The organism is Calorimonas adulescens (assembly GCF_008274215.1).
GTDB classification, from domain to species: Bacteria; Bacillota; Thermoanaerobacteria; order Thermoanaerobacterales; family UBA4877; genus Calorimonas; species Calorimonas adulescens.
Genome location: NZ_VTPS01000002.1, coordinates 21,939 through 43,278, shown reverse-complemented (window position 1 = coordinate 43,278; position 21,340 = coordinate 21,939). Strand labels below are relative to the sequence as shown.

The 21,340-nt window shown below is 43.5% G+C and carries 19 protein-coding genes; all 19 read left to right on the top strand.

Annotation, left to right across the window (positions count from 1 at the left end; translation table 11 throughout):
* The first annotated feature begins 2 nt into the window (after positions 1–2).
* The 19 genes from FWJ32_RS01925 (at position 3) to pfkA (ending at position 21,335) form a co-directional block, all read left to right on the top strand.
* Positions 3–1,058: a bifunctional phosphoglucose/phosphomannose isomerase gene (locus FWJ32_RS01925; RefSeq protein WP_238988758.1), complete on the top strand. Its 1,056-nt coding sequence runs from the start codon at positions 3–5 to the stop codon at positions 1,056–1,058.
* A gap of 114 nt (positions 1,059–1,172) precedes the next feature.
* On the top strand, positions 1,173–1,304 hold the full coding sequence (locus tag FWJ32_RS13665) for a hypothetical protein (protein WP_275266204.1): 132 nt from the start codon (positions 1,173–1,175) through the stop codon (positions 1,302–1,304).
* A 132-nt stretch (positions 1,305–1,436) separates the two neighbouring features.
* Positions 1,437–2,720: an ABC transporter substrate-binding protein gene (locus FWJ32_RS01920; RefSeq protein WP_162523470.1), complete on the top strand. Its 1,284-nt coding sequence runs from the start codon at positions 1,437–1,439 to the stop codon at positions 2,718–2,720.
* 192 nt (positions 2,721–2,912) lie between these two features.
* The gene (gene copZ, locus FWJ32_RS01915) at positions 2,913–3,122 is read left to right on the top strand and encodes a copper chaperone CopZ (protein ID WP_149544300.1); all 210 of its coding nucleotides are present in this window, start codon (positions 2,913–2,915) and stop codon (positions 3,120–3,122) included.
* Positions 3,123–3,149: 27 nt separating this feature from the next.
* A complete protein-coding gene (locus FWJ32_RS13265; protein WP_162523469.1) occupies positions 3,150–3,314 on the top strand; it encodes a hypothetical protein in 165 nt (54 codons plus the stop codon).
* Positions 3,315–3,441: 127 nt separating this feature from the next.
* Entirely contained in the window at positions 3,442–3,603 is a 162-nt protein-coding gene (locus tag FWJ32_RS01910; protein WP_149544299.1) for a DUF2933 domain-containing protein, read from the top strand.
* A 293-nt stretch (positions 3,604–3,896) separates the two neighbouring features.
* Entirely contained in the window at positions 3,897–6,305 is a 2,409-nt protein-coding gene (locus tag FWJ32_RS01905; protein WP_149544298.1) for a heavy metal translocating P-type ATPase, read from the top strand.
* 386 nt (positions 6,306–6,691) lie between these two features.
* Positions 6,692–7,561 carry a UDP-N-acetylmuramate dehydrogenase gene (gene murB, locus FWJ32_RS01900; protein ID WP_238988764.1) on the top strand — a complete coding sequence of 290 codons (870 nt, stop codon included), beginning with the start codon at positions 6,692–6,694 and terminating at the stop codon, positions 7,559–7,561.
* A gap of 1 nt (position 7,562) precedes the next feature.
* On the top strand, positions 7,563–8,417 hold the full coding sequence (gene rapZ, locus FWJ32_RS01895) for an RNase adapter RapZ (RefSeq protein WP_149544296.1): 855 nt from the start codon (positions 7,563–7,565) through the stop codon (positions 8,415–8,417).
* Positions 8,418–8,419: 2 nt separating this feature from the next.
* Positions 8,420–9,652, top strand: coding sequence for a gluconeogenesis factor YvcK family protein (locus FWJ32_RS01890; RefSeq protein WP_238988757.1), 1,233 nt, complete (start codon positions 8,420–8,422; stop codon positions 9,650–9,652).
* Between the two features lie 234 nt (positions 9,653–9,886).
* The gene (locus tag FWJ32_RS01885) at positions 9,887–10,867 is read left to right on the top strand and encodes an acyl-CoA dehydratase activase-related protein (RefSeq protein ID WP_149544295.1); all 981 of its coding nucleotides are present in this window, start codon (positions 9,887–9,889) and stop codon (positions 10,865–10,867) included.
* 1 nt (position 10,868) lies between these two features.
* Positions 10,869–11,948, top strand: coding sequence for a 2-hydroxyacyl-CoA dehydratase (locus tag FWJ32_RS01880; RefSeq protein WP_149544294.1), 1,080 nt, complete (start codon positions 10,869–10,871; stop codon positions 11,946–11,948).
* A 167-nt stretch (positions 11,949–12,115) separates the two neighbouring features.
* Positions 12,116–13,105: an acyl-CoA dehydratase activase gene (locus FWJ32_RS01875; RefSeq protein ID WP_149544293.1), complete on the top strand. Its 990-nt coding sequence runs from the start codon at positions 12,116–12,118 to the stop codon at positions 13,103–13,105.
* A gap of 157 nt (positions 13,106–13,262) precedes the next feature.
* Entirely contained in the window at positions 13,263–14,213 is a 951-nt protein-coding gene (gene whiA, locus FWJ32_RS01870) for a DNA-binding protein WhiA (protein WP_149544292.1), read from the top strand.
* A 14-nt stretch (positions 14,214–14,227) separates the two neighbouring features.
* Positions 14,228–15,289 carry an HD-GYP domain-containing protein gene (locus FWJ32_RS01865; RefSeq protein ID WP_149544291.1) on the top strand — a complete coding sequence of 354 codons (1,062 nt, stop codon included), beginning with the start codon at positions 14,228–14,230 and terminating at the stop codon, positions 15,287–15,289.
* 9 nt (positions 15,290–15,298) lie between these two features.
* Complete coding sequence (locus FWJ32_RS01860; RefSeq protein WP_149544290.1) at positions 15,299–16,600, top strand: DRTGG domain-containing protein; 1,302 nt, start codon at positions 15,299–15,301, stop codon at positions 16,598–16,600.
* A 5-nt stretch (positions 16,601–16,605) separates the two neighbouring features.
* Positions 16,606–20,043, top strand: coding sequence for a DNA polymerase III subunit alpha (locus FWJ32_RS01855; RefSeq protein ID WP_149544289.1), 3,438 nt, complete (start codon positions 16,606–16,608; stop codon positions 20,041–20,043).
* Positions 20,044–20,107: 64 nt separating this feature from the next.
* Positions 20,108–20,305 carry a hypothetical protein gene (locus FWJ32_RS01850; RefSeq protein ID WP_149544288.1) on the top strand — a complete coding sequence of 66 codons (198 nt, stop codon included), beginning with the start codon at positions 20,108–20,110 and terminating at the stop codon, positions 20,303–20,305.
* Between the two features lie 64 nt (positions 20,306–20,369).
* On the top strand, positions 20,370–21,335 hold the full coding sequence (pfkA, locus tag FWJ32_RS01845) for a 6-phosphofructokinase (protein WP_149544287.1): 966 nt from the start codon (positions 20,370–20,372) through the stop codon (positions 21,333–21,335).
* The last annotated feature ends 5 nt before the right edge of the window (positions 21,336–21,340 follow it).

Sequence of the window (21,340 nt, the reverse complement as noted above, 5' to 3'; positions counted from 1 at the left end):
GTATGCACATACTTGATGATTTAAACAAACTGCAGGAACTTGACAAAGAAGGGATGCTGGATGCCGTCTATCATTTGCCTGAGCAAATGGAAGAGGCCCTTTCAATCTCTGAGGGTTTCAACTTTAAGGCGTCCAATATCAAAAATGTGGTTGTTTCCGGCATGGGCGGTTCTGCCATTGGGGGAGACCTGGTAAGGGTATATCTAATGGACAGGGTACGTATACCAATCCTGGTCAACAGGGCTTACAGTATACCTGCCTTTGTTGACGGCAGTACGCTGTTTATTGCCAGCAGCTATTCCGGCAATACAGAAGAGACACTTTCTACATATGCAGAGGCAAAACAAAAGGGGGCCCAAATAGTTGCCATTACTACCGGTGGCAAACTGAAGGAAATGGCCCTTGCAGATGGATATCCCGTACTCACTATCCCTGCTGGATATCAACCAAGGGCAGCCATTGGCTATTCCTTTGTAACAACCCTTATGACCCTATACAAGGCTGGCATAATAGATGACCCAAAGGGGGAAATCAACGATGCCATAGGTGTGTTGAAAGACCTGAGAGAACAATTAAAGCCGGAGGTCATGTTTGAAGACAACAATGCAAAGCAGTTGGCCGATGACTTCTATGGCAGATTGCCGGTTATCTATGGAAGTGCAGGCACTACAGAAATAGTGGCGCAGAGATGGAAGGGCCAGATGAGTGAAAACGGCAAGGCTATGGCCTACTACAACGTATTTTCAGAACTTAACCATAATGAGATAGTGGGCTTTGAGTTTCCAAAAGAGCTCTTAAAGAAATTTGTCATTGTATACCTGCAGGACGATGAGGACCATCCGAGGATAAAGAGACGCATGGAAATCACAAGAGAAATCATAGAAGATGCTGTATATAAGGTGGATGAGGTTCAGGCTGTCGGCGGTACAAGGCTGGCAAGGCTGTTTTCCCTTATATATATAGGTGACTACACCAGTGTATATCTTGCCTTCCTCAATGGCACAGATCCATCTCCCGTAAAGAGGATAAGCTATCTCAAAGATCAGCTTGCGAAGTAGAGGGAAGGCCACGTGAACTGCGGGGACGGTTCCTGGGATTTCAAATTATTAACTGCTGACCGTCTTTTCTGGTTTGGACACTCTGGTAAGGTTATGCTTTACGGGGTATGTTGTATGGCACCCAGGACATCTTTAAAGAGAGCCTATAATACTCTTGGATTTGGGGCAAAGACGCCTGCTGAGCCGACGCTGAGGCAGGATGCCGAATGGAAGCACACCCGATGGAATTCAGACACAAATCCTTAGAATATCGAGACGAACGATCAGGTGCCCGGCATGTCATTGATATGCCTATATAGACTTGTAGTCTATAGTAATAGAACTTGGTTGAATAATATTTACATGCAAAAATATAAATAGGATAGAGGGATGATGATTATGCTGAAACGTCCTTTTATCCTATTTTTTTCTTTGTTGCTTATAACCTTCCTTATATATTGGCCGTTCTACTACAATCTGTATAAAGAAAGCATAGAAAACCCGCAGGAGAATGAAACTAAATATAAAGGAATTATAACAATGGTGGATTTTCCTCACCCAACGGCGGCTGACCCGGGTGGCTTTTCATGGATAAGAGAGGAAATTTCGAGGTTCCAGAGACAAAATCCAGGGGTTGTGATAGACCTGGTCCCTTTAAACTACAGGGACGGTTATGCCAGGCTTGAGTCGGCTGTAAGGACAGGGGTCTACCCTGACATAGCCCCTGTTGGAGGAAATTACTGGTATATATCCAGCGGTGCCCTGGAGCCTCTAAATAAATACATAAATAATAAAGACGACTATAGAGAGGATGTTATAGAACAGGTAAGCAAAGACGGCAATATTTATGGTATCCCGTGGGCTATAACCTCTGACATACTGTATGTAAACAGGGATATAGCGAGCAACTATGGATTAAATGACATTAAAGACCTCAATGCCGCTACCTTTAAAAACCTCTTGGAATCTATTGATAGGGCAAATGCATCCAGGAAAAAGGAAAATGTCTATGCCCTTGGTGGCTATATAGACATAGACGATTACACCCTTTTGCCATTCCTGTTTAACGACGGTAAAATATTCAATGATGATGGCACTCCCGATTTTGAAGAGATAAAGGAGGGACTTAGATTCTTTGCAGACCTGAAAGAGAGGGAACTTTTAACCCGGGACTTTGGCGTGGTAGATAAGACAAAGGCATGGGATGGATTTCTTGAAGACAATGATACTGTCATGATGCCGTACCATCTCACAGGGATACTAAAGCTGAAGGGCAAAACATCCGGGCATTACGATGCTGTTGCATATCCTGTACAGTCTCCAGCGACCAAAATGGTCATAGCCTATTCAGTGTTCAAACAGGATGACCCTGAAAAGATGGAGGCAATAATGATGTTTTTAGATCAGATTACGTCAAAGAACAAACAGGAAAGAATAAGGGATTTCAATCTGCTGCCCGTTTATAAAGGTTCTGAAGGACTCTATAAAGACGACGAACTTATGGGTAGGGTGCAGGAAATAGTTGACAACACAGCATATTTACCTAAGAATGAAAGCATGGAGGCACTGGATGAGATTTTAAAGACACACCTTCGACAGGTGGTGCTGGGATATGAGAATGTGGATGAGGCAGCAGCGGAAATAGAGAGGGAATATAAGGAGTATATATCTGCCTCATCATAATTATGCTTTATTATATTATACCCCATTAAGGTATAATTGGTATAGGTAATGCAAATGACTAAATATGATAAGATTCTTATATATGTCATAATTGCTGCCAGCATTTGTATTGACTTTGTTTGCAATTAGGTGTAAAATAAAAATAGATAGGGTACCCCCCTACCGTATATAACGTTTCTGGAGGTGATGTAAATGGAAAAAATGACGGTAAAGGTTAACGGCATGACATGCGAGCACTGCAAGATGCATGTGGAAAATGCCATTAAATCTCTAAATGGAGTATCAGATGTGAAGGTAAGTTTGGAAGAAGGTAAGGCAGATATAACATACGATCCTGCAAAGGTTACATTGGACGACATAAAGGCTGCTGTTGATGATGCAGGGTATGAAGTAGTAGCTTAAAATTAAACCTAAAGGGAAGTGTACGGAATGGCAGGATGCTGTGGTGAAGAATTTGATCCGGAGAGGCCAAAGACAAAAGAGGCTGGAGTAATAAGCAATGAAGAGACAGCCAGTAAAGTAAATTATACCCCCTATATAATTGGACTTACAGTTGCTGCTGTGGTAGCTGTACTTGCTCTTAATATTCTATAAATATTCAGACATCGGATCTTTCCGGTGTCTTTATTATGTTTACAAATATATCATACTTCCATCACACTTTTTCGGGAAAAGTATATTATAATACCCGTATAGGGTATTATGAAAGGAGGATGAATATATGAACTGGATATTAGGAGTTTTACCATTGCTTGCAGTGTTAGCTTGTCCATTAATGATGATACTTATGACGTTTGGGATGTTTGGGCATAACCACGGCGGTGGATGCCACGGAAATCATCAGCGTGAACAAAATGAGGAGAAGCCGTTGCAGGATAAATAATGAGTAGGGCCAATTGGCCCTACTCATTATTTCTTTCTTAGAATACATATTTTCTGCTTTTCACACTCAGTGTTTTTGTATAGCACTTTTTCATGCCTCGCTTGTTTCAAGGCTAAGAGCGGCTAAGTCTCACTTTATGGTGCCTCCGGTCTTTACATGTCGACTCTACCTGCTTTGTACACTGGAATTAATTATTATTTTGGATAATAAGTATTGACATTAAGAAATATATGGGATAGAATAAAATCAGAAGATACCCCCACGGGGTATAACTGCAAAGAGGAGGAAGAAAAATGGAGACAATAAATAAAGATGTAAAGGGTAATGAGAAGAAAGTGACATTGAAATTAAAAGGAATGTCATGCGCTTCCTGTGCCAATACTATAGAACGTGGCCTATCGAAACTACCGGGTGTGAAGGAGGCCAATGTCAACTTTAGCATAGAGAGAGGCACAGTTATATACGACCCTGCCCAGGTCAGCATGGACGACATGGTTAATAAGGTGCGGGATTTAGGCTATGATGTTGTATTTGACAGGGCACAGCTTATGCTTATCGGAATGTCATGCGCCTCATGTGCCAATACTATAGAGAAGACTTTAAACAGGTTGAATGGCGTAGTCAAGGCCACTGTAAACTTTGCAACAGAGACAGCCACGGTTGACTTCAACAGCAGTGAAGTCACTGTCCAGGACATGATAAAGGCCATAAGGAAAGTCGGATATGATGCCAGAGAAAAAGAAGAAGGGGTAGATATAGAAAGACAGGAAAGGGAGAGAGAGGCAAAGAGTCTCTGGACATCGTTTGTAATATCTGCTATACTTACAGTCCCTTTGGTCTTAAATATGATACTGGAGATAGGTTTTGGCATTATGACCTTTTTGTCAAACCCATATTTTCAGCTTGTCATAGATACTCCGATACAGTTCTGGATAGGGTCAAGATACTATAAAAATGCCTATCACGCATTAAGAGGCCGCAGCGCCAACATGGATGTACTCATAGTTATGGGTACTTCAGTAGCGTATTTTTATAGCTTAGCCAATGTCATACTTGGCCATTACCATCAGCTTTATTTTGAGGCAGCAGCAGTGATAATTACTTTAATACTCCTCGGGAAGTACCTGGAATCATCAGCTAAAGGCAGGACATCCGAGGCGATAAAAAAACTCATGGGGCTTAGGGCAAAGACCGCAAGAGTGATAAGAGACGGTGTGGAACAGGATATTCCTGTAGAGGATGTTGAGGTAGAAGATATAGTGGTAGTGAGGCCCGGCGAAAAGATACCGGTGGATGGAGTGATAATAGAGGGTTATTCCTCAGTGGATGAATCAATGCTCACAGGCGAGAGCATTCCTGTAGAGAAGAAAGAAGGAGATGAGGTCATTGGAGCCACGATAAACAAGACTGGATCGTTCAAGTTCCGGGCTACAAAGGTAGGCAAGGATACAGCCCTGGCCCAGATTATAAAGATGGTAGAGGATGCCCAGGGTTCAAAGGCACCCATTCAGAAACTGGCAGACCAGATATCAGGTATATTTGTACCAACGGTTATACTTATAGCATTAGCTACATTCTTGGTATGGACCTTTGGCTTTGGCAATGCTACTGTAGGATTGGTAGCTGCAGTATCAGTACTGGTCATAGCCTGTCCATGCGCCCTCGGCCTGGCCACTCCAACATCCATCATGGTGGGAACAGGCAAGGGTGCAGAAAACGGGGTGCTGATAAAAGGCGGTGAGCACTTAGAGAGGGCCCACAGGATAAATGCCATAATTCTGGATAAGACTGGTACTATAACAAAAGGTAAACCTGAGGTTACAGATGTTATCAGCATAGACGGTACAGAGGAGAACGAGGTATTGCGACTTGCAGCTATAGCAGAAAAAAATTCTGAGCACCCGTTAGGTGAAGCAATTGTGAACAAAGCCAAGGAAAACCAGCTGCAAATGGCAGATCCGGCAAAATTTGAAGCAATACCGGGGCATGGTGTGGTTGCAGAAATAGACAGAAAAGAGTTATATTTAGGTAACAGGAGATTAATAAATATCAAAAATATTGAAATATCTGACGAAATTGTATCCATACTGGACCGACTGGAAAGCGAAGGCAAAACAGCTATGATATTAGCAGAGAAAGACAGGATTAAAGGTATAGTAGCTGTAGCTGACACAGTCAAAGATGGCTCAAAAGAAGCAATTAAGGCGCTTAAGGATATGGGTATAGAAGTATGGATGATAACAGGTGACAACAGGCGTACTGCCGAAGCTATAGCAAAACAGGTTGGCATAGACCACGTACTTGCTGAGGTACTACCTGAGAATAAAGCAGAGGAGGTAGCAAAGCTAAGGGAGTCAGGTAAAATTGTTGCAATGGTAGGTGATGGCATTAATGATGCTCCAGCTTTGGCTGCAGCAGATGTGGGGATAGCAATAGGCACAGGCACTGACGTAGCAATGGAGGCAGCGGATATAACCCTTATGAGTGGAGATCTCAGAGGTATTGTGACTGCAATAAAGCTGAGCAGGGCTACGATGAGGAATATAAAACAGAACCTCTTCTGGGCATTTGGATATAACACAGCAGGCATACCTCTTGCCGCAGCAGGACTATTGAACCCAGCCATTGCAGGCGCTGCGATGGCCTTTAGCTCAGTATCTGTGGTGACCAACGCTTTAAGATTGAGGCGGTTTAAGCCTTAAATTGCGAGGTGATTTAAGTGCGTTGTCCAATATGCAAAAGTACTAACATAGGGAAAATAGGAAAGAAAAAGTACTTTTGCAGGGATTGCAGCTGTGAGTTCAGGGTAGAAAAATGGGGGGCATATGTATTTGAATATGACAGCGAGGGTTGCATTGACAAGAAGATAAAGGTATGTATCAATGAATAGGGGTCTGTAAAGGCCCTTAATTTTTTGTCTATAATGCGTAAGGTTATGATATACTTAATATGGTTGTGCTTGAAAATTGACTTACTGCATAAAATATCAAATAAATACAATCAAAAGGAGTCAAAGATCATGTCTGCAATAAATATAGCTAAATTGATATATAATGACCTTCTTTACTGTGTGAATCCGGAAAACATTATGATGGATGAACCCATGTCCTGCCATACCTCTTTCCGGGTAGGCGGGCCTGCAGATATATACATAGCACCACAGGACAGAAAGGAACTGGTTTCCACACTCGTAGTACTTACGATGCACGATTATCCCTATATTATTATTGGCAAAGGCACCGACCTTCTTGTAAGGGATGGGGGCATACGTGGCGCAGTAGTGGATGTCACAAAGCTTAATGGCATATATGTGGACGGGACGAGGATAACAGTAGAGGCAGGGGCGCCTCTAAAGGATGTCTGCAATGCTGCTCTCGAGAACTCTCTTACAGGAATGGAGTTTGCGTGTGGCATACCTGGTACGGTCGGAGGGGCTGTCTATATGAATGCCGGGGCATACGGCGGTGAAATCAAGGATGTGCTCGAGTGGTGTGAGGTGTTAGATAAAAAGAGTATGAAATCATATGTACTGAATAATGGAGAAATGGAATTTGGATACAGGGCGAGCGTAGTCCAGAGCAAGGATTTGGTTGTCCTCAGGGCATGTTTTTTATTAAGGGTAGGAGACAGGGAAACAATAAAGCGCACCATGGACGACCTTACCAGGAGGAGGCAGGAAAAGCAGCCTTTAGAATATCCTTCTGCAGGAAGTGTGTTTAAGAGACCGCCTGGATATTATGCAGGTAAACTCATTGAGGATGCAGGCTTGAGGGGGGCGAGGATAGGCGATGCGCAGATATCAGAAAAACATACCGGCTTTATAATAAACCTTGGCAATGCCACTGCATCGGATGTCATCCGTCTTATAGATATGGTACAGAAAACCGTAAAGGATAAATTTGGGGTTGATATGTACCCGGAGATAAAAATTATTGGTGAGGACCGTAGGAGGAATTGATATGAGGTTTGTCATCATCACCGGACTTTCAGGGGCTGGAAAGTCCCAGGCTATGAAAGCCATGGAGGACATAGGATACTTCTGCATAGATAATCTGCCGCCGGCACTTATACCAAAGCTGGCTGACCTGTGTTTTGATTCAAAAAAAATTTCCAATGTGGCCCTTGTTATGGACATACGCGGGGGAGAATTTTTTCATGACTTCTTTGAGGGTATAGAATATCTTAAAGAGGCAAACTATCCCTATGAAATAATATTCCTTGAGGCTTCAGATGCTGTACTGGTACGCAGATACAAAGAGACAAGGAGAAAGCATCCTTTAAATAATAAAGGGAATATCATGGAGGGGATTAAAAGAGAAAGGGAGCTTTTAGGGGATGTAAAGAAGATTGCTAACATAATAATAGATACTACAGGCCTCACATCTGCACAGTTAAAGGAGCAGCTCTACAACATATATGTAGAGGGGAGGAAATTCAGTGGCCTCATTATCAATATTGTATCCTTTGGATATAAATACGGGTTGCCGTTAGACGCAGACCTGGTATTTGACGTCAGATTTCTCCCAAACCCGTTTTATATAGATGAATTAAGACCGCTCACCGGCAATGACGGGGAGGTCCAACGATACGTAATGCAAAACAAAGAGGCATCTGAGTTTTTAGACAGGCTTGAGGATATGATTGAATTTCTCATACCCTTCTACATCAGGGAAGGGAAAAGCCAGCTGGTGATAGCCATTGGGTGTACCGGCGGCAGACATCGTTCCATTACCATTGCAAACCTGCTTTACGACAGGTTGAAAAAGAAGGACTACAATGCGTATATTGAACACAGGGACATAGAGGAGGGGTAGTTGTGAAGCGTCTTTTATACCTTCTTGGGTTTCTTGGGGGGATTTCACTTATCACTGCATCGTATTTCATGGATGGCCACATGCTCATAATTGGTGCTGTTATAGTCACAATAGTATTTGCAGTGATGTATATTGACATTCGATACTATGAGAATCTAAAATCCCTGGTTCATCACAATGGAATCTTTAAGTATCATATTTTACAGAGAGGGCCCAAAATAGTGGTGATAGGCGGCGGCTCAGGGCTCTCCACACTCCTCAGAGGCCTGAAGGAATATACGTCAAACCTTGTGGCCGTTGTTACAGTAGCTGACGATGGTGGAGGTTCCGGCATTATAAGGGAAGAGATGGGCATGTTGCCGCCAGGCGATATAAGGAACTGTATACTTGCACTGGCCAACACTGAGCCAGAAATGGATAAACTCTTAAACTACAGGTTTAAGGATGGCTCATTGAAGGGTCAGAGTTTCGGCAATCTATTTCTTGTTGCCATTAATGATATAACGGGAAGCTTTGAAAAGGGTATAGAAAAGATGAGTGAGGTGCTTTCAATTGCGGGAAGGGTATTGCCTGTCACACTTGAAGATGTAAGGCTTGTAGCGGAACTTTCTAATGGGGCAGTGGTGGAGGGGGAGTCCAAGATACCTGTGATATCCCATAATACCGGTGTATCAATAAAAAGCGTATATTTAAAGCCAAAAGATCCTCCAGCCTATGAGAAGGTACTGGACGCCATAGGGGAAGCAGATGCTGTTATAATAGGTCCTGGCAGCCTGTACACAAGTATATTGCCCAACTTTTGTGTCGCTGGCGTGAGCAAAGCTGTAAATGAATCCGGGGCAGTTAAGATTTATATATCCAATATAATGACGCAGCCCGGCGAAACAGAGGGATATGACCTGCTTGACCATTATGACGCTATAAAAAGGCTTGGAGGGGTTGACAATATTGACTATATAATAGCGAACAATGGTACTGTATCAGCAGAGATAGAAAATAAATACAGAGAAGATGGTGCAGAACTTGTTAAAGAGATAAAAAAGATTCCACCAGGGCCCGAAGTGATATATGATGACTTTATCAAATTAAAAAAAGACTATATAAGGCATGATGAAAAGAAGCTGGCATATAGAATCATGGAGGTGGTATTAAACACCAGATTGAAAAAAGACCATTCAAGGGTATTTGATTATTTTTATATAAAAAGCCTCCTTATCAGTAAAAGGCCTCAGTAAGACAGCGGCTGACTGTTTGTTTTTTTATTTGATGTAAAAGCACGGGGGTCTTGTTTTTTTATATGAAAGTACTATAATTCTTTATAAACAAGTTATTATGTTGTTATATGGCTTGATGAGCGAAGGTTGCCATTCTGTTTACTTATTATTAAATAATAAGGATAAAAAATGAATAATTTACGCAGGGAATGGAAATAATTTGAATGAGTAACATTACAAAGGGGATGGTACATCTTGGCTATAAAGATAGGTGTTCCCCGTGCACTGCTATACTATAACTTCTATCCTGCATGGAAGGCTTTTTTTAATGAATTGGGAGCAGAGGTGGTATTATCACCGAAGACAAACAAGAAGATAGTGGATGACGGGGTATCAAATACCGTAGACGAGGCATGTCTTCCTGTGAAGGTATTTTTTGGACATGTCCTGAATTTAAAGGAGAAAGGTGTAGACTATATTTTTGTTCCACGCATAGTAAGTGTGGAGAAAAAGAGATACCTGTGCGCCAAGTTTCTTGGACTGCCGGATCTTGTAAGGGCTTCATTGAGCGATATCCCCCCTCTTATAGATATGGAGATAGATTTGTACAGGGGATACAACAGGATGGTTGGCAGAGAACTGGACAGGATTGGCAGAATCTTTACCAGAGACAGGAAAAAAATCAAGAGGGCTGAAGAGGCGGCCATTATAGCGCAGAGCACCTATGAGGGTTATTTAAAGTCGGGACTCCTTCCGGGAGAAGCATTGAGGAAAATAGAGGGTGCAAAGGTGGCAAAAAAACCGGACAACGGTCTTTTGAGGATTGGTCTGCTGGGACATAGCTATAACCTTATGGACGAATATGTCAACATGAATATTATAAAGAAGGTTGAGGACTTTGGCGGTACCCTGGTTACTGCCGATATGCTGAAAGATAGCGATATTGAGTATGGAGCCTCGTGCTATCCCAAGGACATGTTCTGGACATACGGCAGGGAAATGCTTGGGGCGGGGCGATATATGCTGGACAGCGGTACTGTAGATGGAGTAATAATAATTACCGCTTTCGGGTGCGGTCCAGATTCTCTCATCAAGGAGATGGTGGAGAGGGAATACAAGAGGAGAAACACAGTCCCTCTACTATCGTTAACCATAGATGAACATACAGGTGAGGCTGGTGTCATAACACGGCTTGAGGCCTTTATGGATCTGTTGAGGTGGAAAGAGGTAGTCTGATATGAGGCTTACTTATCCGCATATGGGCAATCTGGATATCATTCTTAAGGCCCTATTTGAAGGCTTTGGGGCGGAGGTTGTTACACCACCGCCAATCACAGAGAGGACACTTTCATTGGGCGTGCAGTATTCTCCAGAATTTGCCTGTATTCCATTGAAAATAAACGTTGGGAATTTCATTGAGGCCTTGGAATTGGGAGCTGATACGATAATAATGCTTGGTGGCATTGGCCCGTGCAGGTTTGGCTACTACGGGCAGGTAGAAAGAGAGATATTGAAGGATTTGGGTTACAACCCCAAGATGGTGATTATAGAGCCGCCACAGGGAAGGCTCATAGACTTCCTAAAGGATTTTGGGTCGCTGTTCCCTGGATTGACCTTCAAGAAGGTCATCAATGCGGTAAAGCTGGCATGGGAAAAGATGGCCTATTTGGACAAGATGGAGAAGGCTATGCTGGTGTACCGTGCCCATGAGGTGCATAGAGGGGCAGTGACAGATAAGTACAATGAATACAGGGGCTATATCGATGAATCTATGGACCCTAAGGAGGTTAAAGAGCTTGGCCTCAGGGCAATTGAAGAAATGAAGTCCCTGACTGTTCCTGCCGATGACAAGGCATTGAGGATTGCTGTGGTAGGTGAAATATATTTTCTGATTGAACCATACCCCAGCCAGGATATTTTTAAAGAGCTCAATGAGCTCGGGGTAGAGGTGGAGAAGACTGAGTATATAAGCGACTATGTGCTTATGAATATATTTCCCCGGAAATTAAAAAAGATAAAGGAAGCGGCCAGGCCGTATCTGAACAGGGTCATTGGTGGCCATGCCATAAATACCATAGGCAATACAAGGCAGTTTGCTGATATGGGGTATGATGGGATAATCCAGATATTTCCTTTTACATGCACACCGGAGATTGTGGCCCAGGGGATATTAAACAGGATGAGCAGGGATTTAGATATTCCTGTAATGTCCTTGAGTTACGACGAGAACACTGGCCAGGCCGGATACCAAACACGCATAGAGGCATTTGTAGACCTGCTCATGAGGAGACGTGAGATGGGCGCTGTAAATGTATGATATGCATGTCGATAACATCAAAGACATCCTTTAATTGGGCAAGGCATGTAACATCCTGAGGCATCCTAAAAAGGAGTCTATTATGCTCTTAATGAAAACTATATAATTACTTTTAATTATTTGTTTAGCAATGTAATTCAGTTATATATGTTTATGGAGGCTTTAATATGAGAGCATATTTAGGAGTAGATGTAGGATCTGTGAGTACAGATATAGCTTTAATAGACGAAGATGGACAAGTCATAAACTCAGTATACTTAAGGACACAGGGTCAGCCAATAAGGGCGGTACAGGATGGTATTAAAAAGATTGGAGAGGGACTGAGCAGGGATGTGGAAATATGCGGTGCAGGTACAACAGGGAGTGGCAGACAGCTTGCCGGCCTTATTATCGGCGCTGATATAGTGAAAAATGAAATTACAGCACATGCAGTGGCAGCCACTCATATATTGCCTGATGTACATACCATCCTGGAGATAGGCGGTCAGGATTCAAAGATTATAATACTGAGGAATGGTATTGTTACTGACTTTGCAATGAATACTGTATGTGCAGCCGGGACAGGCTCTTTTTTAGACCAGCAGGCATACAGGTTAAACATACCGATTGAAGAGTTTGGCGACATTGCATTGAAGTCAGAGGCTGCTGTAAGGATAGCCGGAAGATGCACTGTATTTGCTGAGTCTGACATGATACACAAACAGCAGTTAGGGTACTCCATACCGGATATAATAAACGGCCTTTGTGAAGCACTGGTGAGAAATTACCTCAACAACATAGGGAAGGGGAAGGAAATACTGGAGCCAATATTGTTTCAGGGGGGTGTGGCAGCCAACAAGGGCATAAAGGCAGCTTTTGAAAGGGCACTGGGCAAAAAGGTTATTGTGCCTGAGCACTATGGGGTCATGGGTGCTATAGGCTCGGCCCTGCTTGCAAAAGAAGCTGTGAAGAAAAAAGGGTATACGGACTTTAAAGGATTTGAAATATCCGATATGAAGTTTGAGACCAATGGTTTTGACTGTGATGGTTGTGCCAACATGTGCGAGGTTGTTGAATTTATACAGAACGGCACAGTTGTGGCTAGGTGGGGAGATAAGTGCAATAAATGGACAAACAGCGTATACAATAATGAGAAAGAGATATTGAGAAAGGCTTAACCGCTCATGGAGGCGGCCTTTTATTTTTTTACCCTGAGATTTTATGAACCTGTCTCATGTATTTTGTGTTAATACAGCGTCTTATAAGTTTAACTGTAGAATCTTATGTGCGGTTGTTATATAATAAATATGATAGTGCATATAGGTGGTGCTATAAATGTCGTTCTCAATGAATGTAAAGGAAGAGCTGGCGAGGGGAATCCCCGAAAAGGCCTGCTGCATGAAGGCTGAATTATCTGCACTTCTGCACTCATCTGGGAGCCTGGTACTGATGGGCAATATGAGTGTGGGATTTCAAATAAAGACAGAAAATGCAGGCATAGCCAGGCTTATATATATACTGCTAAAGGAGCAGTATGGCATAAAGCCGGAGATAGTTATAACCAAAAATTATCATTTAAAAAAGAACAACACCTACACTATAAATCCTGGTACTGATACCAAAAACATCCTGGCAGACCTTGGAATTATAAGCGTAAACGAAGGCGGTGTAAGCATAAACTATTCCATTGATAAGGATATAATACACAGGAACTGCTGCAAAAGGGCGTACATCAAAGGGGCATTTCTTGGGTGCGGCTCTTTAAGTGACCCGGAAAAGAATTATCACATGGAATTCGTGACTGATAACCCTGACTACGCATATTCCCTCAGACGTCTCCTGAACTATTTTAAGTTGGGTTCTAAAATAATTGAAAGGAAAAACAATTATGTTGTATACTTGAAAGAAGGAGACAAGATAGTGGATGCACTCAACATCATGGGTGCTTTTCAATCCTTGATGTCCATGGAAAATATAAGGGCCTTCAAAGAGATAAGGAATAATGTGAACAGACTGGTAAACTGTGAGACTGCAAACCTGGACAAGACTGTCAATGCGGCAGTAAGACAGATAGAAAATATAAAATATATAGATGAGACCATTGGGCTGGAGAGCTTGCCGGATAATCTCCAGGAGGTAGCACGGCTGAGATTAATGAATGAAAATGCCAGCTTAAAAGAGCTGGGGGAAATGTTAGAACCTAAGGTTGGTAAATCGGGTGTAAATTACAGACTCAAAAAACTGGATAAAATTGCTGAATCTTTAAAGGGTGCAGCGAATGTTTAGACAGGGGGATATTAATGCGCAAGATACTTATAGAACATGCAAAAGAGGGTGATATAGTAGCGAGGAATATTTTCGCCTCCAACGGCAGCATACTCCTTTCTGCTGGTGTAAAACTTACCTATAAGTATATTGAAAAGCTTCAGGAACTTGGTATATATGATATCTATATCGAGGACGACCTGTCAAAGGATGTTGTTATAGAAGATGTCATAGGAGAGGAAACAAGGATAGAGGCAAGAAAATTCATGGCTGAAACTATGGAGAAGATAAAGTTGAACAAGACAGTCAACGCCTACGAAGCCATGAGGATTGTCGATAATATCATGGATGATATCCTGGCCAATCAAGATGTTATGATTAGCCTCACCGACATAAGGAGTGTGAATGACTATACATTTGCCCATTCTGTCAACGTATGCGTGTTATCACTGATACTGGGGACATCATTGGGCTATGACCATCTCAGGCTCAGGGAACTGGGTGTTGGAGCGCTGCTGCACGACATTGGGAAAAACATGATTCCCAATGATATAATCAACAAGCCCGGCCCTCTCACACCTGAAGAGTTTGAGCTCGTGAAAAAGCATACCACTTTTGGATTTGATATATTAAAGGGAAATGCGGGAATAAGTAGTCTGACCGCATATGTTGCTCTTGCTCATCATGAAAGATATGATGGCACCGGCTATCCAAGGGGCATTAAGGGTGATGATATCCATGAGTTCGCAAGGATTGTCAGTGTTGCTGATGTATTCGACGCCATCACATCCAACAGGCCGTATAAGAAAAGGGAAAATCCTCATGTGGCGGTAGAATACCTTATTTCTATGGAGGGACATCAATTTGACCCTGCTATGGTCCCAAAGCTTCTTGAGAGGATAGCCGTATACCCTGTTGGTTCAACGGTAAAGCTCTCTGATGGGACTATCGGCCTGGTGGTAGAGGTAAACAGATACATGCCTACGAGGCCAAAGGTAAAACCGATTTACGACTGTAGAGGCGATAAGATGAATGATGGCAAGACGGTTGATCTGATGAATGAACCCAGCTTATTTATAGTAGAGGATATGGGATAGGTGATCTGATTGACAAAACATAATGAAATTATTTCATATATAAAGCAACTCGAGCCAGGTACAAGGATCTCAGTTAGAGGCATATCCATTAGCCTTGGTGTAAGTGAAGGGACGGCATATCGGGCTATAAAGGAGGCCGAAAACCAGGGCTATGTAAATACCATACCAAGGGTTGGTACAGTGAGGGTAGAGGACAACGAAGAAGGCGATATTGAGAAATTTACATATACAGAGATAGTAGACATAGTAGGCGGTACATGTACGGCTGGCAAGGATGGCCTGTACAAAAGGGTTAATAAGCTTTTTATTGGAGCCATGACGCCTGATATAATAGAAAAGTATATCTCACCGGGAGACCTGCTTATAATAGGAAACAGGGAAGACGCACAGAGGATTGGTCTTTCAAAAGAATGTGGCCTTCTTATTACAGGTGGGTTTGACTGTGCTGATGAGATAAAAGCATGGGCAGATGAACTAAAAATACCAGTCATACTTACCGATTATGATACATTTACAGCCGCTACACTTATAAACAGGGCCATATACTTTAAGATGCGCAAAAAGGAAATCCTGCTGGTGAGGGATGTAATGGTGGAATCTCCAAGATGCCTGAGGCCCGAAGATAAGGTAGACACATGGAGAAACACTGTGCTGGAGACAGGACATACAAGATTTCCTGTGGTTAACGAAAAGAACGAGCTGCTGGGTGTGGTTACATCCAGGGATGTAGCCGATTCCAGCCCTGATGAGACCATCGGTAATGTAATGACGAAAAACCCTATTGCAACCACTCCTCAGATGACTGTGGCATATGCAGCCCATACCATGGTATGGCAGGGTATAGAGCTCATGCCCGTTGTAGAGGGTAAAAAACTTCTGGGCATAATCTCGAGAGAAGATGTCATAAAGGCTTTTCAAGATATGTATAACCAGCCTCAGGTGGAACAGACCATAGAGGACCTGCTGCTCAAAAACTTCGAGGCTACCTTTGAACAGAACAGGGCAATCTTTATAGGTACAGTCCCTTCCCTTATGTTGAGTCATGGAGGGATGGCGAGTTTTCCTTCACTGTCGCTCCTTATGGCAGCAGCAGGGCTTTCTGCAGTGATTGGTAACAAGCGCTATGAGGCAGAGGTAGAAAACTTTAACATATTCTATGTGCGCCCTATCCAGATAGATATAAAGATATTTATTGAGGCGAAGGTTATAGACATGAGTCGAAACTTTAGCAAGGTAGAGATTACAGTGTCATCGGAGGACGAGATACTGGCAAGGGGTATTTTATCTGTAAGAATGTTTAAGAGCAGGTGATGGATATGCACAGGTTTACCCATTTGCACTTACATACAGAATATAGCCTTTTAGATGGGGCCTGCAGGATACCGGAGCTGGTTCAGACCGCTAAGGATATGGGGTTTGAAAGCATTGCAATTACAGACCACGGGGCAATGTATGGTGTCATAGATTTCTACAGGGAGTGCAGGAAGCAGGGAATAAAGCCAATTATTGGCTGTGAGGTGTATGTAGCCCAACGCACCATGAGGGACTGCGATCCGGTGCTGGACAGGGACCAGTACCACCTGATACTGTTAGCTGAGAATAATACCGGATATTCCAACCTGGTAAAGATAGTATCCAAAGCCTCGTTAGAGGGATTTTACTATAAGCCAAGGGTAGACCACGAGCTCTTAAGGGAGTATCATGAGGGGTTGATAGCCCTTTCTGCCTGTGTAGCTGGAGAGATACCTTCCAGGCTCTCATATGGGGACTATAAAGGTGCTAAAGAGATTGCACTGATGTACAGGGATATATTTGGAGAAGGAAACTTTTTCCTCGAGGTGCAGGATCATGGGCTTCCGGTAGAAAAAAATATTGTAAAGGAATTGATAGACCTCTCAAGGGATACAGGTATACCGCTGGTTGCCACCAATGATGTCCACTATATATATAAGGAGGATGCCCAGGCCCAGGACATACTCCTGTGCATACAGACGAATAAAAAGGTAGGCGACCAGGACAGGCTCCGCTTTGAAACCCCGGAGTTTTATCTGAAGTCGCCCGATGAAATGGCAGACCTCTTTCATTATATACCGGAAGCCATAGAGAATACTGTAAGGATTTCCGAGAGATGCAGTGTAGACTTTCAGTTTGACAGGGTATTCCTTCCTGAATTTCCCGTGCCTGAGGGCTATGATAATCTTTCGTATCTCAAAAAGCTGTGCTATGATGGGCTTAAGGAAAGGTATAGCAGTATAACAAAAGAGCTTACTGACAGGCTGGACTATGAAATAAGTGTTATCGATAAGATGGGCTATGTGGACTATTTCCTGATTGTTTGGGATTTTATCAGGTTTGCAAGGGAAAATGGGATAGTCACAGGGCCAGGCCGTGGTTCCGCTGCCGGAAGTCTGGTGGCATACACCCTTGGTATCACCAGGATTGATCCTATCAGATATGGCCTGTTGTTTGAACGTTTCTTGAACCCTGAAAGGGTCAGTATGCCTGATATAGACTGCGACTTCTGTTATGAGCGCCGGGGCGAGGTAATAGACTATGTGGTTAAAAAATACGGGCAGGACAGGGTTGCCCAGATAGCCACATTTGGTACCATGGCAGCCAGGGCTGCCATAAGGGATGTTGGTAGAGCGCTTAATATGAGCTATGGGGATGTAGACTCTATAGCCAAGATGATACCCTTTGAACTCAACATGACCATAGATAAGGCGCTGGAGTTAAATCCGGACCTCAAGGCGAGGTATGTATCTGATGAAAACGTCAAAAACCTCATCGATATGGCCAAGAGGCTGGAGGGGCTGCCAAGACATACGTCGACCCACGCGGCGGGTGTAGTAATATCAAAGTTTCCGTTGACTGACATAGTACCCCTTCAGAAGAGTGAGGATGCAGTCATAACACAGTTTCCTATGGGCACGCTGGAGGAGCTGGGGCTGCTCAAGATGGACTTTTTAGGCCTCAGGACCCTTACGGTAATCAGGGATGCCATAGAAAATGTCAGGAAATACCGCAGTGTAGATATAGACCTGGACAGGATGGACTATGACGACCCGAAGGTATATGAAATGATATCAGCGGGTGATACCGACGGGGTATTTCAGCTGGAAAGCAGCGGGATGAGGCAGTTCATGAGGGATTTAAAGCCTAGCTGCCTTGAAGACATAATAGCTGGCATATCCCTGTATAGGCCTGGCCCCATGGACCAGATACCCCTCTATGTCTACAACAAGAATCATCCTGAGGAGGTCACCTATGAGCACCCGCTTTTGAAGCCCATACTTGAGGTAACCTATGGGTGCATGGTCTACCAGGAACAGGTCATGCAGATAGTAAGAGACCTGGCCGGCTATTCCCTTGGTCGGTCAGACCTGGTGAGGCGTGCTATGGCAAAGAAAAAGATGGATGTCATGCAGAAGGAGAGGCAGAACTTTATATACGGCATTGTCAATGAGGACGGCAGCATAGAGGTGCCCGGTGCCATCAGAAAGGGTGTGCCCGAAGATGTGGCAAACCATATTTTTGACGAGATGATTGACTTTGCCAACTATGCCTTTAACAAGTCCCATGCGGCCGCCTATGCTGTTGTGGCCTATCAGACTGCGTACCTCAAGTGTTATTATCCTGTTGAATTTATGGCGGCCATATTAAACAGTGTGGTAGACAATATGGATAAGGTGGCCTTTTATATTCAATCCTGCAGGAAAAAGGGCATGAAAGTACTCCCACCGGACATCAATGAAAGCGATGAAGAGTTTACAGTGGTTGGGAACAATATCAGGTTTGGCCTGGCCGCCATAAAAAATGTAGGCAGGAATGCGGTAAAGAGCATAGTGGAAGAAAGAAAAAAAGGAGCATATAAGAGTTTTAAGGAATTCATATCCAGGGTTGACCTCACTGTAGTAAACAAGAAGACCATTGAGAGCCTCATAAAGGCTGGCGCATTTGACAGCTTTAAGGTAAAGAGGTCTCAACTCATGGCTGCATACGTGGACATTATGGACGGCTCGAGCAAACAGAAAAAGGAAAACCTGTCTGGTCAGATATCGCTTTTTTCTGTGGCAATGCCGCAGGAGGAATATCCCGATATAAAGGAATACCCAAGGGAGGCCCTGTTAAATTTTGAAAAGGAAATGCTTGGGGTGTACATATCAGGACATCCTTTAGACCAGTATGAGGAAGAATTCAACTCCACAGTTACCATTACCAGTCTTGACCTCAAGAATGACGATGAGGGACAACAGACAAGGTTTGTGGACGGGCAGCCTGTTACTATAGGAGGGATAATAACCGAGTGCAAGACAATATTTACACGCAGTAACAACCTGATGGCCTTTGTGACTATAGAGGATTATTATGGTACCATTGAGGTGATAGTGTTCCCGACCATATATGAGGAATACAGGAACATGCTTGTCGAGGAAAGGCCTGTATTTATAAAAGGCAGGATAAGCATTAAGGAAGAAGAGTCGCCCAAGGTCCTGTGTGATGATGTTATACCTATGGTAAAGTCTTCAGGGAAGATGTTCATCAAGGTGCCAGCTAATTTTAATGGTTCTATAATCAATGAAATAAAGTCTATACTCAAAAGGTACAAGGGGAATACCCCTGTCATCATCTATTTTGAAAGGGACAACAAAAGGTTTCAGGCTGACAGGAGCCTGTGGGTTACCCCTTGCAAAGACCTCTACGACATGCTGTCAAACCTTTTGGGACAAAACTGTATTAGAACAGTTGCATAACAATTAATTATAGCTTAAAATAGTAGTGGGCATTTTCAATTACATTTTTTCGAGGAGGCAAAGTATGTGGACCGCTGTTTATGTTGCAACAAGTAAAGAAACAGCAGAGCAGGTCAAGAATATATTAATTGAAGAAGGATTTCTGGTAAAGATGCAGCCTCTTTCAAAAAAAGCAAAGGACGAGGAGTTTTATGAGGTCATGGTCCCCGAAGCTGAAGCAGAGGATGCACAGGACGTGCTGGTCAGCAGGGGTATAGGGTAGCGAACCTACCCATGTTTTATGAGAAGCGGGACAAAATAAGTCCATGATGGTTAGGAGGTTAACAATGAAAAAGATTGCAGTCCTTACGAGCGGCGGTGACGCCCCGGGCATGAATGCCTGTATAAGAGCAGTTGTGAGAACAGGTATATTTAATGGTCTGGAAGTAATAGGTATAATGAGAGGTTATTCAGGACTCATAAATGGGGAACTTAAGGAAATGACCCTGTCATCTGTGGCGGACATCATACAGAGAGGTGGCACCATCTTGAGGACCGCCAGGTGCCCTGAATTTACAAAGCCCGAAGGCAGGGCGATAGCAGCAAAGGTCTTGAAGGATAACGGGATTGAAGGACTGGTTGTCATAGGCGGCGACGGCTCATTTAGAGGGGCACAGCTTTTAAGCCAGGAACACGGTGTAAATACTATAGGTATACCAGGGACTATTGACAATGATATAGCAAGTACAGACTACTCTATCGGCTTTTTCACAGCAGTGAACACCGCATTAGATGCTATCAATAAGATCAGGGACACAATGACTTCCCATGAGAGAGGAAGCATAATAGAGGTCATGGGCAGGCACTGCGGGAATATTGCGCTTTATGCCGGTATAGCCGGGGGCGCAGAGATAATATTGGTGCCGGAGATACCCTTTGACATGGACGACCTTGTGGACAGGATAAGAGAAGGCCAGGCCAGAGGAAAGCTCCACAATATAATAGTCCTGGCTGAGGGGGTATGCTCAGCATATGAGCTGCTGGACAGGATAAAAGAAAGGCTTCCGGAATTAGACTTCAGGGCTACCATACTGGGCCATATCCAGAGAGGGGGAAGCCCCACGGCATTTGACAGGGTGCTTGCCAGCCAGATGGGGGCCAGGGCAGTAGAGCTGCTTCTGCAGGGTAAGACATGCAGGGTCATAGGTATGAAAAAGAATAAATTGGTGGACTTTGACGTAGATGAGGCTCTTGCTATGGAGAGAGAGTTTGATATGGACATGTATAACCTCAGCAAAATCCTTTCTATTTAGAGGTG

Coding starts and splice junctions, on each gene's coding strand:
- FWJ32_RS01925 (WP_238988758.1), top strand. CDS start 3: ATGCACATACTTGATGATTTAAACAAACTGCAGGAACTTGACAAAGAA.
- FWJ32_RS13665 (WP_275266204.1), top strand. CDS start 1,173: ATGGCACCCAGGACATCTTTAAAGAGAGCCTATAATACTCTTGGATTT.
- FWJ32_RS01920 (WP_162523470.1), top strand. CDS start 1,437: ATGCTGAAACGTCCTTTTATCCTATTTTTTTCTTTGTTGCTTATAACC.
- copZ (WP_149544300.1), top strand. CDS start 2,913: ATGGAAAAAATGACGGTAAAGGTTAACGGCATGACATGCGAGCACTGC.
- FWJ32_RS13265 (WP_162523469.1), top strand. CDS start 3,150: ATGGCAGGATGCTGTGGTGAAGAATTTGATCCGGAGAGGCCAAAGACA.
- FWJ32_RS01910 (WP_149544299.1), top strand. CDS start 3,442: ATGAACTGGATATTAGGAGTTTTACCATTGCTTGCAGTGTTAGCTTGT.
- FWJ32_RS01905 (WP_149544298.1), top strand. CDS start 3,897: ATGGAGACAATAAATAAAGATGTAAAGGGTAATGAGAAGAAAGTGACA.
- murB (WP_238988764.1), top strand. CDS start 6,692: ATGATGGATGAACCCATGTCCTGCCATACCTCTTTCCGGGTAGGCGGG.
- rapZ (WP_149544296.1), top strand. CDS start 7,563: ATGAGGTTTGTCATCATCACCGGACTTTCAGGGGCTGGAAAGTCCCAG.
- FWJ32_RS01880 (WP_149544294.1), top strand. CDS start 10,869: ATGAGGCTTACTTATCCGCATATGGGCAATCTGGATATCATTCTTAAG.
- FWJ32_RS01875 (WP_149544293.1), top strand. CDS start 12,116: ATGAGAGCATATTTAGGAGTAGATGTAGGATCTGTGAGTACAGATATA.
- whiA (WP_149544292.1), top strand. CDS start 13,263: ATGTCGTTCTCAATGAATGTAAAGGAAGAGCTGGCGAGGGGAATCCCC.
- FWJ32_RS01865 (WP_149544291.1), top strand. CDS start 14,228: ATGCGCAAGATACTTATAGAACATGCAAAAGAGGGTGATATAGTAGCG.
- FWJ32_RS01855 (WP_149544289.1), top strand. CDS start 16,606: ATGCACAGGTTTACCCATTTGCACTTACATACAGAATATAGCCTTTTA.
- FWJ32_RS01850 (WP_149544288.1), top strand. CDS start 20,108: ATGTGGACCGCTGTTTATGTTGCAACAAGTAAAGAAACAGCAGAGCAG.
- pfkA (WP_149544287.1), top strand. CDS start 20,370: ATGAAAAAGATTGCAGTCCTTACGAGCGGCGGTGACGCCCCGGGCATG.